11 protein-coding genes and 1 pseudogene are annotated in these 14314 nt (G+C 61.7%); 5 read left to right on the top strand and 7 right to left on the bottom strand.

The features are described from left to right. Positions 1-222 precede the first annotated feature (222 nt). On the top strand, positions 223-1359 hold the full coding sequence (locus KHO22_RS32035; protein WP_211951210.1) for an IS110 family RNA-guided transposase: 1137 nt from the start codon (positions 223-225) through the stop codon (positions 1357-1359). 279 nt (positions 1360-1638) lie between these two features. Here KHO22_RS32035 and KHO22_RS32030 read toward each other — a convergent pair. Both KHO22_RS32030 and KHO22_RS32025 read right to left on the bottom strand, forming a co-directional pair. Continuing rightward, positions 1639-2502, bottom strand: a pseudogene (locus tag KHO22_RS32030) (catalase); the annotation flags it as partial. Positions 2503-2638: 136 nt separating this feature from the next. Next, on the bottom strand, positions 2639-3469 hold the full coding sequence (locus tag KHO22_RS32025; protein ID WP_211951209.1) for an alpha/beta fold hydrolase: 831 nt from the start codon (positions 3467-3469) through the stop codon (positions 2639-2641). A 528-nt stretch (positions 3470-3997) separates the two neighbouring features. Here KHO22_RS32025 and KHO22_RS32020 point away from each other — a divergent pair. Beyond that, positions 3998-4861: an isochorismatase family protein gene (locus KHO22_RS32020; protein WP_211951208.1), complete on the top strand. Its 864-nt coding sequence runs from the start codon at positions 3998-4000 to the stop codon at positions 4859-4861. A 124-nt stretch (positions 4862-4985) separates the two neighbouring features. Here KHO22_RS32020 and KHO22_RS32825 read toward each other — a convergent pair whose 3' ends face one another. Beyond that, positions 4986-6800, bottom strand: coding sequence for a LysR substrate-binding domain-containing protein (locus KHO22_RS32825; RefSeq protein WP_338031381.1), 1815 nt, complete (start codon positions 6798-6800; stop codon positions 4986-4988). Positions 6801-7027: 227 nt separating this feature from the next. Between KHO22_RS32825 and KHO22_RS32005 the strand changes: the two genes are divergently transcribed. Then, positions 7028-8575 (top strand): winged helix-turn-helix domain-containing tetratricopeptide repeat protein, encoded by a 1548-nt coding sequence (locus KHO22_RS32005; RefSeq protein WP_211951207.1) that lies wholly within the window; start codon positions 7028-7030, stop codon positions 8573-8575. Between the two features lie 52 nt (positions 8576-8627). Here KHO22_RS32005 and KHO22_RS32000 read toward each other — a convergent pair whose 3' ends face one another. Continuing rightward, the gene (locus KHO22_RS32000) at positions 8628-9233 is read right to left on the bottom strand and encodes a TetR/AcrR family transcriptional regulator (RefSeq protein ID WP_211951206.1); all 606 of its coding nucleotides are present in this window, start codon (positions 9231-9233) and stop codon (positions 8628-8630) included. A gap of 245 nt (positions 9234-9478) precedes the next feature. Then, positions 9479-9862, bottom strand: a complete 384-nt coding sequence (locus KHO22_RS31995) for a copper resistance protein CopQ (protein ID WP_211951205.1) — start codon at positions 9860-9862, stop codon at positions 9479-9481. 925 nt (positions 9863-10787) lie between these two features. On the opposite strand from KHO22_RS31995, the gene KHO22_RS31990 reads away from it, so the two are divergent. Further along, complete coding sequence (locus KHO22_RS31990) at positions 10788-11069, top strand: hypothetical protein (RefSeq protein ID WP_211951204.1); 282 nt, start codon at positions 10788-10790, stop codon at positions 11067-11069. Further along, positions 11066-11317: a hypothetical protein gene (locus tag KHO22_RS31985; RefSeq protein ID WP_211951203.1), complete on the top strand. Its 252-nt coding sequence runs from the start codon at positions 11066-11068 to the stop codon at positions 11315-11317. The genes KHO22_RS31990 and KHO22_RS31985 overlap by 4 nt, the downstream gene beginning before the upstream one ends. A 527-nt stretch (positions 11318-11844) precedes the next feature. Here KHO22_RS31985 and KHO22_RS31980 read toward each other — a convergent pair. Both KHO22_RS31980 and KHO22_RS31975 read right to left on the bottom strand, forming a co-directional pair. Beyond that, positions 11845-12261, bottom strand: coding sequence for a tautomerase (locus tag KHO22_RS31980; RefSeq protein WP_211951202.1), 417 nt, complete (start codon positions 12259-12261; stop codon positions 11845-11847). A 301-nt stretch (positions 12262-12562) separates the two neighbouring features. Next, on the bottom strand, positions 12563-14161 hold the full coding sequence (locus KHO22_RS31975) for a nitroreductase family protein (protein WP_211951201.1): 1599 nt from the start codon (positions 14159-14161) through the stop codon (positions 12563-12565). Positions 14162-14314 lie beyond the last annotated feature (153 nt).

Genomic DNA, 14314 nt, shown 5'->3' with positions numbered 1-14314 from the left:
AACTTGAAACTGACAGCAACACGACATCCTGTCGCTTTGAGCAGAATTTAGTGGACCATTGTTAGCGAAAAACCTTGACTCACTTATCATCATAGAAGTCAGTATGACTCCGTGAGGCAGAGGCTGGCCCGCCGCGAGGAATCAAACGCGGGTTAGCATGACTGCCAGAGCCGCACGGTGTGGACAGTGCCACACCCGGCGATTACCAGCGCGGAGGCCAGCATGGAACACGATATCACTTTGTATGTCGGGTTAGATGTGCATAAGGACTCGATCACTGTCGCCTATGCAATCGGCATGGGTGAGGTCGAGCTGCTTGGCAAGATCGCTACCTCGAAAGCGGACATCGACCGCCTGTGCAAACGCCTGCAGTCCAAAGCGCGCCACATCCGGATCGTCTACGAGGCGGGACCCTGCGGCTATGGCCTTTACCGCGAGCTCATCCGGAGGGGATTCGACTGCATGGTGTGCGCGCCCTCACTGATCCCAAAGAAACCTGGTGAACGCGTCAAGACCGATCGACGCGATGCGGTCAAGCTCGTGCGATCGCTGCGTGCCGGCGACCTCTCGGCCGTGTACGTGCCCAGCGAGGAGGACGAAGCGTTCCGGGATCTGTCACGCGCGTGGGTAAGCGCCAAAGACGATCTGAAGCGGGCCCGACAAAGGCTGAAGGCCTTTCTGCTCTCGCACGGTGTCCGCTATAGCGGCAGAGCTGACTGGGGACCAGCACACCGGCGCTGGATCAGTGCCTTTGCGTTCGATACCGTGTGGCAACAACTTACCTTTGATGAATATCGACGTGCCATCGAGGATCGGCTCGCGCAATGCAGCCGTCTCGAAGCGGCATTGCGCGAAGCCGTGGTCAACTGGCGCTTCTATCCGGCTGTCCTGGGCTTGCAGGCCATGCGCGGCGTGCAGTTCACCACGGCTATAGGCATCCTCGCCGAATTGGGCGATCTCTCGCGCTTTGTCCATCCGCGCCAACTGATGGCCTGGCTCGGCGTGACGCCCGCTGAACATTCATCGGGAGAAAAACGGCGGCAGGGCAGCATCACCAAGAACGGCAATAGCTATGCAAGAAAACTACTGATCGAAGCCGCCTGGAGTTACCGGCACCCAGCACGTGTGAGTCCCGAGATCCAGCGCCGGCACGAAGGAATCCCAAAGGCCATCGTTGACCGGTCTTGGGACGCCCAGGTTCGACTGTGCCGACGCTATCGGAGACTTGCCGCCCGCGGCAAGAACCCGAACATCGCGGTAGTCGCCGTAGCGCGCGAACTGAGCGGGTTCATCTGGGATATCAGCCAGCTCGCGATGTCGCTTGCCATACCACATGAGGCGCCGGGCAACCTAACCTAGTCCTGCCTATATCGACGGATCAACCACCTACTTTGGAGGCAGTTTCCTGAAGGCGACGTAGCCCGGCACTAGAGTAACCCGCGAACCCGCTACGCAACGGAATCATCCGACTCGCGGGACTAGATAGCGGCAGGCTCATTAGGCGGACCTCTGTAATGCGGAAACCAACCCGCGGATATCAGCATGATCTACCGTCGAGACTTACTGCTACGTCGCCCTCAGGAAATTGGGGGAGGAACAACATACAAACAAGCCAATCTGGATTGACATGCGGAGTCATATCAGCGGGTAGTCGCCGTGCGGCCAGACCTTGGTGAGGTCGAAGGGATTGAATGGGCAGACCTGCGCCTGCTGCTCGCTCATCACCTGGAGGCACAACGTCCAGCGCGGGAAGTCACCGCCGTCGATCGCCTCGAGCAGGTCGCGCTGCGCGCTCTCGCGGTCGTTGGCGACGATCGCGGCAGCCTGTGCGTCGGTGAGGTTACGGATGCCTTGCCGGCTGCGCAGGTGAAACTTCACCCAGTGCCGCTCATTGTCCGCGTTGATGAGGCTGAACGTGTGGCTGCCGAAACCGTGCATGTGGCGATAGCCATCGGGCAGGCCGCGATCGCTCATCACGATGGTCACCTGGTGCAGCGCCTCGGGTAGCAGCGTCCAGAAGTCCCAGTTGTTCTGGGCGCTGCGCAGGTTGCTGCGCGGGTCGCGCTTGACTGCGTGGTTCAGGTCGGGAAATCGCAGCGGGTCGCGCAGGAAGAACACGGGCGTGTTGTTGCCCACCAGGTCCCAATTGCCTTCCTCGGTATAGAACTTCACCGCGAAGCCGCGGATGTCTCGCTCGGCATCCGCCGCGCCTCGCTCGCCGGCCACCGTGGAGAAGCGCACGAAGACGTCCGTCCTCTTGCCGATGCCGGAAAAGAGCCTGGCCTTCGAGTAGGCCGTGATGTCGTGCGTCACTGTGAAGTGGCCGAAAGCGCCGGAGCCCTTGGCGTGCATGCGCCGCTCGGGGATCACCTCGCGGTCGAAGTGGGCGAGCTTCTCGAGCAGCCAGACGTCCTGCAGCAGCGCGGGGCCGCGCGCACCGGCGGTCTCGATGTTGAAGTTGTCGACAACGGGGGCGCCGTTGGCATGAGTGAGTTTGGTCATGGCAATGGGGGCAAGAAGAAGGGTTCAGCGGAGCGTCTTCAGGAGGGAGGACTGGACGTCCGGAGTGGGAGTCGCGTCGATGGCCTCCACCTCAAGGGTGGACCGGCCATCGACGGTGCCGACTGATTCGACGCAATCAGGCCTTGATAAAAGCCAGCAGGTCCGCGTTGATGAGGTCCGCGTGGGTTGTCGGCATGCCGTGCGGGAAGCCCTTGTAGGTCTTCAGCGTGCCGTTCTTCAGCAGCTTGGCCGACCGCGGCGCGGAACCGGCGTAGGGGACGATCTGGTCGTCGTCGCCGTGCATCACCAGCACCGGCAGTCCGATCTTCTTCAGGTCGTCGGTGAAATCGGTCTGCGAGAACGCGACGATGCCGTCGTAGTGCGCATTGGCGCTGCCCATCATCCCCTGGCGCCACCAGTTCTGGATGATGCCTTCCTGCGGCTTCACACCCGGCCGGTTGAAGCCGTAGAACGGCCCGGCGGGAACGTCGCGGTAGAACTGCGCCCGGTTCGTGGCCGTCTGCAGTTGCAGTCCGTCGAACACTTCCTTCGGCAGGCCGCCGGGATTTGATGCGGTCTTGACCATCAGCGGCGGCACGGCGTTAATGAGGCAGGCCTTCGCGGCCCGCTTCTCGCCGTGGCGAGCAAGATAGCGCACGACCTCGCCGCCGCCGGTGGAGTGGCCGACGTGGATCGCGCCCTTGAGGTCGAGATGGTTCACGACCGCGGCGAGGTCGTCGGCGTAGTGATCCATGTCGTGGCCGTTCCAGACTTGCGCCGAGCGGCCATGCCCGCGCCGATCGTGCGCGACAACACGATAGCCCTTGGAGAGGAAGAACATCATCTGCGCGTCCCAATCGTCGGAGCTCAGAGGCCATCCGTGCGAGAAGACGATCGGGGTGCCATTGGAGGGACCCAAATCCTTGTAGAAGATCTGGACCCCGTCTTTGGTGGTGACATAGCTCATGGGTGGATTTCCTTCCGGAGTTTCAGCGCCATTCGGCGCAATATGGGCAGCGGACGCTGCGAATGGCAAAGCCGCTGCTGCTGCAGTGCCTGCCGCAATGACCAGCAACTGACGGCGCGGACGCCAGCGAAGCCAGGCTGTATCGGCGCGGGATCAGCTTTCATTGGTATGGATCCGAGTGGAGACGCGATCAGTCTAGTCATGGTCTCCTCGCCGCGCGATATGCATCACGGGCAATTCGATGTTGCCGGATATTCACCAATGTCGCGGCAACGCATCCGGCGCGCGCGCTGGGTCGTTCACCGAGCTCAGCCATCCGCGCGACAGGATCTTTAAATGCGCCGGCTCATTCCTGACGGACTCTCGCTGAGTGCGATTGGTACTTCGCGATCAACAGATTTATCCACACTCAGCCCCTAGTGCAGGCGGGCATTTGCTTCTAGATTTCACGCATCCGTCAGCATCGATGCATCGGATCGAGAGCCTCGCGGCGTGTTCGTTGTCCACCCCAGTCCCAAGAGCCCCAACATGACCCAGCGCAGCAACTACCAACAGCAGTCGTCGGATCCTTTCAAGAACCATGACCACCGATGCGTTGCTCGCGTCACGCTTCGGTTGACGGCCGCGCTTGCGATGGCCGTTGCAAGCATCGCAACCGCCACGGCACATCCAGATCCGGTACAACCGGCGCAGTACACCGATCCGACCGAGCGCGCCATGCCCGTTCCCACGATGACACTCGATCTGGAACGGACCGCCCTGGTCGTGATCGATCCCCAGATCGACTTCATGAGCCCGAAGGGCGCCGCCTGGTCCGCTGTGGGTGAAGCCGTCACCGAGCAACGGCTCGTGCCGAACCTGCTGCGCCTGTTCGAGTCCTCGAAGAAGGCGGGCATCGTCGTCGCGATCTCGCCTCACTACTACTACCCGCACGACCACCAATGGAAGTTCCAGGCCCCCGTCGAGCTCTTCCAGCACAAGATCAAGATCTTCGACAGGCCCAGCGCACTGAGCCTGGATGGGTTCCGCGGTTCGGGCGCGGACTTCATGCCCGAGTTCAAGCCCTACATCGAGGACGGCAAGACCATCGTCGCTTCGCCCCACAAGCTCTACAGCCCGCAGACCAACGATCTCACGTTCCAGCTTCGCAAGCAGGGCGTCACCAAGATCGTCCTCGCCGGGATGCTGGCCAACCTGTGCGTGGAGTCCCACTTGCGCGAGTTTGCGGAGCAAGGCTTCGAGGTGGCCGTCGTGCGTGATGCGGTCGCGGCCCCGAAGCTGCCTGAGGGCGACGGCAATCTCAGCGCGCTGATCAACTTCCGCTACATCGCCAACGCGCTGTGGACGACCGACGAGGTCGTCGCCCGGCTCGCGAAGCCCACTGCGCGGTGACCTGTGATTGCCGCGCCCTCCTGGGATCAACGATGTGCCATGCAGGCCGCATCGGCGGGCGAATTCGGCGGGGGTGGCCCAGTCCAGCGAAGAGTGGGGTCGACTCTCGTTCGTCTTGCCAAGTCTATTGACCCCGCAGGGGCACCAATGGCGCCGAGGCGACCTGTCGATCATCAGGCGTTGGTGAGAAAGCCTCCGCGCATTGAAGGTCCAGCGCCCGGATCGCTGCCGTCATGTGGTCGACGAACACGCGGATACGCGACGGCAGATGCTGACGGCTTAGGTAGCAGATATAGTGGCCCTGGTCATCGGGTGCGTACTGTGGCATGGAGTGAACCAGTTTCCCCTCGCGCAGCAGATCGCAGATCAGGTACCCGCCCAACTGTGCGATGCCTTTGCCTTGGAGGACGGCCTCCAGCACTAGCCCGTCATCATTGAACATGATGCGCGATGGCGGAGTCAGCTTGCGCGATCCCCCCTCCACCTTGAACTCCCATTCATAGACGCGACCCGACGGCAGACGGACGTTGATGCAGTCGTGCTGCATCAACGCGTCCGGCGACTCGGGCATACCGCGCCTTACCGCATACTCGGGCGAGGCGCACACCAAAGTCTGCATCGGGACGATCCGTTTCGCGACGATCCGGGAGTCGGCCAGGCGTCCGTTGAGAAACGAAACGTCGATGCGATCCGACGTGAAGTCGCTCGCGACGCAGCCCAGACGCAGCTCGATCTCGATGTCGGGGTACTTCTCCTGGAAGCCCCACAGCAGCGGCGCAACCACCTTGCGGCCGAAGCCCACGGAAGCGGAGACCCGCAGGCGTCCTCGCGGCGGACCGTCGCGCAGATCGCGCAGGTCCTCCATCGCCTCTGTGATGTGAGCGACGCTGGGCTGGCAGCGGGCATGGAGGATCTCGCCTTCGCGCGTGAGCGAAATGCTGCGCGTCGTCCGACTCAACAGACGCAAGCCGACCTGCGCCTCCAGCTTCTGGATGCAGCGGCTGACCGCGGAACGAGTGATCCCGAGCCGGTCAGCGGCCCTGGAAAAGCCGCCTTCGGCCACGACGGTGATGAAGGCGACGACTCCGTGATAGCTCGTCGCGAAACTCGATGCAAGCGCCTCCGAGTTGTCCGCACCGGCAGTCGCCAAAGGAGGGGACTGCATGGCGAAGCAGGACTGAGCCTGGTAGCGACCGAGCCAGTCCTCGAAACGGATCGCGCCGATGCGGGGGTTCTCCCCGGGTGTGAGCGTCCGATCGGAGAGGAGGCCACCGAAGTAGCGCGCCTGGACGTCCGGCACGACCTTGCGCCTATCCTGCGTCGCCCGCAGGAAGCGCCTGACCAGTTCGTCCAGCGGCATCGCCTCCGGACCGGCGACTTCGACCGTGCCGTTGACCGGCGGCGCGACTGCAACGTCGGCGAGCGCCGCTGCCACGTCCGCTGACGCGATCGGCTGGATCAGCGCCGGCGACAAGCGAATCTCCTTGCCTAAGGTGGCCAACGGGGCAGCCGACTGGGCAATGTCGCCGACAAGCTCATAGAACTGCGTCGCGCGCACGATGGTGTAGGGAATGCCGGACGCCTTGATGAGGCTCTCCTGTGCGACCTTCGCCCGGAAATAGCCGCAGTCGGGAAGCCGTTCGCTGCCAACGACCGACAGGGCCACATGGTGGCGTACGCCGGCGGCAGCGCCCGCAGCCAGCAGGTTGCGGCCCGATCTCTCGAGAAACTCGAGGGCCGCCTCGTCTTCCCATACTGGCGCGTTCGCCGCATCGACGATGACCTCGGCGCCGTCGAGCGCTTTGGCCAGACCCTCGCGGGTGATGGTGTTGACGCCGGTGTCAGGGGCGGCTGCGAGCACGTCATGGCCGCGCTTGCGAAGGTCCTCCACAAGCTTCGTTCCGATGAGGCCGGTGCACCCGATGACGACAATCTTCATGTTTTCTCTCCGTTTCTCGACCGCAAACGTCGATGTGCGTGGAGATTGCCCGTGCGCTCCGGAGAGGTCCTTGCCTTCACCTTGAATTTCTCGGCAGGGGAGCTTGGTTCTTCGTCCAAGCGTTGCCGATCGGGATGAGATGCTCTCACCACCGGTTGCAGTATCATCCATGGACGGAATTCGCCAGTTGCCCCCACTTGGGAGCCGAATCGGCCAGGGGATGTCAAGTGCAGTTCGTGTTTGGAGACTATGTGATCGACCCGGAACGCCGGGAGCTTTCGCATCGCGCGAAAGTCGTACCTGTCGGGCCGCAGGTTTTCGATCTGCTGCTGCACCTCGTCAGGAACCGCGACCGTGTCGTCAGCAAGGATGACCTGCTGCAGGCGGTATGGCGCGGCCGAATCGTCTCGGAATCGACGATCACCAGTCACATCAACGCGGTTCGCAAGGCCATTGGCGACACCGGCGGGGAACAGCGCTTGGTCAGGACTGTCGCCCGCAAGGGTTTCCGCTTTGTCGGCGATATCGGCGAACACATCTCCACAGAATCGAGGGAGCCGCCATCTGCGCTCCTCCCACCGGATAAGCCCTCCATTACCGTATTGCCCTTCCAGAACCTGAGCGGCGATCCCGGGCAGGACTATTTCGCCGACGGCGTGGTGGAGGACATCATCGCTGCGCTGTCGCGCATACGCTGGCTGTTCGTCATCGCGAGCGACTCGAGCTTCACCTACAAGGGCCGCGCAGTCGAGGTGAAGGACGTCGGCCGCGAGCTTGGCGTGCGCTACGTGCTGGAAGGCAGCATGCGCAAGACCGGCAACAAAGTGCGCATCACAGGGCAGCTCATCGATGCCAGGACCGGGACACATCTCTGGGCGGAGCGCTTCGCAGGCACGCTGGACGACATCTTCGAACTGCAGGACCAGGTTGCGGAAAGCGTGGTCGGCGCCATCGCGCCGCAACTCGAGCGGGCGGAAATCGAGCGTGCCAAGCGCAAGCCGACGGAGAACCTGTGCGCCTACGACTATTACCTTCGCGGCACCGCGCAGGTGCACAGCGGAACGCGCGAATCCATCGAGGCGGCGCTGCCCTTGTTCTACAAGGCCACGGAGCTCGATCCGGATTTCGCATCGGCCTATGGCATGGCGTCCTGGTGTTATATCTGGCGCAAGATGAATGGCTGGATGACCGATCAGCCCCGGGAGATTGCCGAGGGCACTCGCCTGGCACGACTGGCGGTGGAACTCGGCCGGGACGATGCTGTGGCGCTCACGAGAGGAGCTCATGCACTCGGGCATCTCACCGGCGACCTCGACGCCGGTATCGCGCTGTTCGACAGGGCTTTGCTGCTCAATCCGAACAACGCCCTTGCATGGTCTCTGTGTGGGTGCCTGCATGCCTGTCGCGGCGAAACAGATGCTGCGATCGAGTATCTGGCGCGTGCCGTTCGCTTGAGTCCGTTGGATCCCGAAATGTTCAGGATGCAGGCTGGGATGGCGCTGGCACATTTCCTGGCAGGACGCTTCGACTCTGCTTCGGATTGGGCCGAAAAGGCCAAATGGAATCTATCGAGTTTCCTTGCCCCGGTCGGCGTTCTGGCGGCGAGTCATGCGCTCGCTGGACGCATGGAAAAAGCGAAGGAGGCGATGGGGCGCCTGCGCACGCTCGATCCGTCACTCCGCGCCTCCAATCTCAAGGATTGGCTTCCGATCCGTCGCCCAGAAGACCTGACCCAGTTTGCGGAGGGGCTGCGGCTGGCGGGATTGCCCGAGTGACCCCGGCACGATTCTCCTCGCCGATGGCGCTACCGGGCCGAGCAGAGCGTGTTCAGGCGGCGACGGCTTCGTGCTGCTCGGCCACGCACAGCGATCCACCGACGGTTCCGAGCAGCATGTCTCCCGCGGCATCGAGGCGATCGGTGGAACCGGACATCCGTGCCGTGATGATGCCGCTCTGGATCGCACCATACAGCACCTTTGCCAGCACCTGCGGCGGCATCGGATACGACTGGCCACGTTCAATCTCGACACGGTGCAGCAGGTCCGCGATCCAGTCTTCATTCATCTGGAAGTGCGCCTGCACCAGTGTGCGGATCGTGTCGGGCAGCACCATCACTTCCGCTGATAACATGCCGGCCAGGCAAATCTGGTTCAGCTCGATGCCGTTGCGCAGCGGATTGACATAGCGCCGCGCCTGTTCGGCCAGCGGCAGGCTGGTATCGATGGCAGCGAGGCGCGCCTGTCCGCGTTCGCGGTAGAGGCGCACTACCTCCAGCACCAGATCGTCCTTCGCCGGGAAGTAGTAGTGAATGCTTGAGGTCTTCACGCCCACCAGTTCCGCCAGGTCCCGATAGCTGAACCCGTTGTAGCCGCGTTGCCGGATCAGCACGGAGGCGTGCTCAAGCAATTGGTCGCGTACGGTATGCGTTTTCATGACAACTGTCTTCGGCTTGGTTGCCGGAGACCCTCCGTTTGGTCGCTTGTCCGCTGAATCTGTTGAATCCGCTCAGATGGACAGCGACTGCGCAACAAGCGAAAGCACTGCTCCGCTAGTCATGCAGAGCACCACCCAGCCGCCCAGGATCAGGGCACTGTCACGCAAACTCATGCTGAAACTCCAGGGAGTCAGGTCGGGTAGCGGTCCGGCATTGCGTTTCGGGCGGCTACCCTTAATTGGACTCAGGCGTTGGCGCCGTCGGTGTACGGATCAAACGTGCCAATCTTGGCGCCGTCCAGGTACGGGTCAACCTTGCGGGCCGGGCTGGCGGATACGCCGGTGCGGTCCAGGCCGGCAATAGTGCGGGCACCGTCAGTGTACGGATCGAAGGTGCCGATCTTGGCGCCGTCCGTGAACGGGTCGGCCTTGCCGACGCGCGCACCTTCGCTGAACGTGTCGACCTTGCCTTGGCGTGCGCCATCGGTGAAGGCGCTGCGCTGGTCTTGCACGCGATAGCTGTAGCCATAGACTTCGCCGGCCTTCTGGGCGGCGGGGGCGGCCTGGACAGCACCGGCGACGAAAGCGGTTGCGAGGGCGGCGGCGGTGAGGATGGTCTTGGCGTTCATGGTGCTCTCCTTGGTGGGCCGGGCGATCTCGGTTTGTGTGATGGATCGCTGGTCCGTGTCTGTGCTGCGAATCAGAGGTCTTCTTACACCGCTATCTACTACTAGATAGATATTCGGGGTAAAAAAAAAGACCTCTACCAGGTACTGACAATCTTGTAAGGCCTGGACCGGCTGCGTTGCTGTTGGCTTCGTGCATCGCGTCGTTCCATGAGTTCAATACTATCTACTACTAGGTAGATAAGCAAGGGCTTTTCGTAGAAATCCGACCACAGGCTTGAGGTTTTGCTCTAATCGCAGCAGATCGATTGATTTAACTTACTGAATTATAAAAGAAAAGCGGAGATTGGCCCTGAGGGTGCGCCAATGCCGTTGGTCTCTCCCGTCAGATGACGATTCAGGGTTTTTCCATTTAAATAGTGATCTATTAGTAACCTTCGACCCCTCCAGTGACGGTCACCGCTCGAGGCATACTGAATGGGAGAAGCTGGCCGGTCTCGGTCAAACGCCTCCCGCGAAAACGACGACTGTCTATGACCGACCCCGAATCGGTCTTTCGAGGTGTCGTGCGGAACATGTTCGAATACTGTATATCCATACAGTTAACTCGGGCTTTCAAGATGTCGCTGCATGCGCCATATACTGTGTATACGTACAGTACTCGAAAGAGGCGCCTCATGCTCCCGGAGCCCGTCAACTGCCCGATTTGCTCAGCCGCCGGAGAGCGCATACGCGCCGCTCCCCATGGCTATCGCTATACATGCCCAAGGTGTGGCATCTTTTGCATCAGCAATGGCGCGCTAGGCTGCCAGCAGGACATCCCGCCCTCGGCACGCGATGACGTGCGCCGGCTACGATCATATGGTCACACAGCGCAGATCGAGGTCTCCCGTGACGGTGTCCGCATCGTCCCCGTGCGAGGCTGACCATGGGAAACAGCAAGAATACCGCCCGCTGCCACGGGCCTTCGGAAACCGGGAACGCTGACGCAGGCAATGGGATCCTGGTCCAGATCCGCGGTGACTACGTCTCGGATGCCATGCGTCTGCTGCCCAAGCCCACGTCGGAAGGCCAGCAAGCGGAAGTCGTGACAGAGGTAGAGGCATTCGGTCAGGTCCGCTTCTTCGCGCGCGTCAAAAAGGTCTGCCACCACAAGCACTCATATCTCTACTGGGTAGTCTATTGGGCGGAAGCCATCCGGCAACCATGACCCTTACCACCATCTTCCTGGAAGCCCACTACTTCGGCGAGGATCGCGAAGATCTGCTGCTTTCGTGCGAGGCGGTTGCCGCCACAACCAACTTTCTCATCATCGCCGGTGTCCAGGCACGGCACCTATACGCGCTGACATGGCGACCGGACCACGTCTCCTACTGGAATAACGGTGAACTGCTGCGGCTTGCAGTCGGGCAGTGGGTTGCGTTGGACGAAAGAACTGTCCGGTTCACGCTTCGATAGGCTCTCGTCGGACTACCCAGTACACTCGACGGAAAAAGAGGAGGAGAAGGGCATATGCACCAACTACGCCCCGGTCCAGCACCAGCTTCTGCGCGACGTGTTTGGAGTCGTGCCGCCGGCGACTGAGTGGAAGCCTGAGACTTGGCCGGACTATGCCGCGCCGATCGTGCGTGCCGACGGCGGTGACCGCCGGGATTGCGTGTTGGCGAATTTTGGCCTTATCCCCCGCGCGCGAATACCGGAGGGCGTCCGCCCCTTCGACACCATGAACGCTAGGTCGGCGAGAAACGCAGCTTCAGCTGACCGGGTCGTAGGGTCCACGGATTCCCCGGCCCCACCTGCGGGAAAAACGAAGGTCGCATAGCGGACCCGTTGCTGACAGTCAGGCCCAACTTGCCGAATGTCCGCAATACAAGGCGATACCAGACCGTGTCACAAGCACCATATCTGCTGAGATGCAGTGATAGCCTGCTAACGCCTTCAGTCAACAATCCGCAGCGGCTATAACCAGCCGGCGCGCCCTGCCTTCAATGGTCGCCATGATCCTGACGATGCTCCTCCGGGGACCATTCCGGACTGTATCCACCCAGGCTGGGATGGTACATCTCGTCGCCTGAATGCTGGGTGAACTCGACGTTGAGGCGATCCTCTCTCAACCCGAGTATTTCGATACAATCGGCGCACAGCGCCTTGGCCACCGCCATTCGCAACTCTGGCGAACGGCCTTTGCGGATGTCCAGCATCATGATGGAGACAGGCTCCGGCTCGTCGCTGGGCTTAGTGATCCGCCACACGCCGCCTTCGCCGAGTTCGCGGATCGCCACGGTGATGCGGCGAATATCGACCGACATCATTCCCGAATATGTCTGAATGAGTCTTGCGGCAAGCTGCTTCTTGTCGGCCACCGGGTAGTGGCCGTTGACGTCCAGTTGCAGGTAGGGCATGCCTTCCTCGCTTCAAAAAGTGGCAGGGCGCAAAGGTCGATTACGACCCTATGCGGCGAGGGAACAGTGTTCCGCAACGGTATCCATCGCGGCAATATACGACCGATTGTAGGATGCAGTTCCATGGCAAACCAACTCCAGTGTGGTGCTGCCGGTCGCAATCATCATCCCACCGACAGCAGTTTGACTGCGAAGCCGCCATTCGAATGTCTACGTGAAGGGCGCGCCACCGACCGTAGTTGGCCGACTTCTGCCGGCAGAGGGAGGCGACACGTTCCTTGGCCGCGACACCATTTGCTTGTCAAGGTTGAATTTCATACGGTGCAGACGTCGACAAGCGCTGATCGACCATGGCGCCGCCGACTGTGAAGTGATACAGGCTTTGCCAGGCGTGATCCTTGATTCCGAGCATGGCGTGCATTTCATCATCGAAAAAGCAGCCGATCCCCGTGGCGCGCTCTTCGATGGCTTCGGCTTCAAGATAGAGCGCCTGGCCGAGCATGCCGCATTCCCAGAAAAGATGACGGTAACGCCATGGCTGCTTCACGGCGATTTCGAAGTTTGCGAGCATCCCCAGCGCAAAGCAGGAATCGGCGGCGATATCCTGGTGACAACTGATCAGCTTTGCCACCGCGCGTAAATCGAAAGGCAGTAGGAGATAGAGTGGCAGATGGTCTGGTCCAGTCCTTTGCCACAGCCATTCCGGGCGCATGGCCCGCTTGAGGTCAGGCAGCGCTGCGGAATTCCTTACCAGCAGATACAGGCCCGGCTCCAGACCGTCCACGCGGTGCACAAACAGCGCCGGATGCACCGCTGCAGGAGACGTCAGCGCGTTCCATGGTGGCGTGTCGCGACTCGCCAGCAGGCTTTCCAGCATGGTAAAAAAAGCCGCGGCGGCGATGCGCGTCGTACCATCGAAACTCGTGGCGCTGCGCCGCTGCCGGGCGATCCGGGCAAAGCTCAGGTCGAGGGCGGGCGTCGCAGACCACAGATGCGGCTCTGAATTTGGCAGCGTCGGTTCGCGAGTTCGGGACTTGTGCGTGGCGCGATGGATCGCGTCGATATCCGGCCAGCGTACATGTCCCGCGCTTAGCTGATTCGCGTATCCGTACCAGTGCGCCTTGTCGAAAGCGGACCACAGGCGCTCAAGATCAGGCTGTGCTTCCGGATTGCCGATCCAAAGCAGGACATCCGGCGCCTCTCGCTCGGCCGCGCCGAAATCCTCGCTGCGGTCCAATCCAAGCAACGCCGCCAAGGCATCATCCGCAATCGCTTCCATCAGCCGTGTCTGCCAGCCGAGAGCCGCCGCGGCGTAACTCACTGCGGCGATCGCATGGCCGCAGTCATGCTGGCAGTAGCGCCACGCGCGCATTCCGTATTTCCACGCCTCGCGCCAGTGGATCGAGCTGATGCCGACCAGAATACCGCGGCCCGAAAACGCCTCGGTCCATCGTGGATTATCCACTGCGGCGCGCTGTTCGAGCACGTGGTCGCGGCTCAGGTAGTGGTAGACCCCGCCAGGCAGGCCGGGCAGGGCTGGACAAAGAAGATAGCCCTCGGTCGGATGCAGATTTCCGCTCGATGGATTGCAGCGCAGTGCCCACCGCTGGGCGCCATGGGATTTCCACGCTGACAGGCCGAGCGAAAGTTCAAACAGGATGGCAAGGGTGTGAAGCCTGAAGTCTTGCACGGGCGGCAGGGCGCCGCAGCGCAGTTCGTTGTAGCGTGTGGCCAAGGTGTCCGCGGCCAGTGGCAGGGCAATCCGCGGTGAGCCCTGAAATACGCGGAACGGATCCGGCTGGTTTGCCCAGTCGAGCCCTCCGGGGCCGGGAGCATAGCGGTTGACACGATGCTTGCTGCGTTCGTGATATTCAAGCAACGCTTGCGTGGATCGGCCCATGTTCTTTCAGCCCAGTAATGTCCGCCGGGATTCCATTCGCACTTTAGGGCAAAGCTGAATAAGTCCACCGCTAAGGGACGCGAAGCGTTATAGGTAGGAAATTCGACGGGAAAGGCAGAACCAGACGATGAAGCAGATGACGCTGGCAGTGGC

The organism is Cupriavidus yeoncheonensis (assembly GCF_905397275.1).
Lineage (GTDB): Bacteria > Pseudomonadota > Gammaproteobacteria > Burkholderiales > Burkholderiaceae > Cupriavidus > Cupriavidus yeoncheonensis.
This window is presented reverse-complemented; position numbering and strand designations above follow the sequence as displayed.

Coding starts and splice junctions, on each gene's coding strand:
- KHO22_RS31990 (WP_211951204.1), top strand. CDS start 10,788: ATGGGAAACAGCAAGAATACCGCCCGCTGCCACGGGCCTTCGGAAACC.
- KHO22_RS32025 (WP_211951209.1), bottom strand. CDS start 3,469: ATGAGCTATGTCACCACCAAAGACGGGGTCCAGATCTTCTACAAGGAT.
- KHO22_RS32020 (WP_211951208.1), top strand. CDS start 3,998: ATGACCCAGCGCAGCAACTACCAACAGCAGTCGTCGGATCCTTTCAAG.
- KHO22_RS31980 (WP_211951202.1), bottom strand. CDS start 12,261: ATGCCCTACCTGCAACTGGACGTCAACGGCCACTACCCGGTGGCCGAC.
- KHO22_RS32035 (WP_211951210.1), top strand. CDS start 223: ATGGAACACGATATCACTTTGTATGTCGGGTTAGATGTGCATAAGGAC.
- KHO22_RS32825 (WP_338031381.1), bottom strand. CDS start 6,800: ATGAAGATTGTCGTCATCGGGTGCACCGGCCTCATCGGAACGAAGCTT.
- KHO22_RS31995 (WP_211951205.1), bottom strand. CDS start 9,862: ATGAACGCCAAGACCATCCTCACCGCCGCCGCCCTCGCAACCGCTTTC.
- KHO22_RS32000 (WP_211951206.1), bottom strand. CDS start 9,233: ATGAAAACGCATACCGTACGCGACCAATTGCTTGAGCACGCCTCCGTG.
- KHO22_RS31975 (WP_211951201.1), bottom strand. CDS start 14,161: ATGGGCCGATCCACGCAAGCGTTGCTTGAATATCACGAACGCAGCAAG.
- KHO22_RS31985 (WP_211951203.1), top strand. CDS start 11,066: ATGACCCTTACCACCATCTTCCTGGAAGCCCACTACTTCGGCGAGGAT.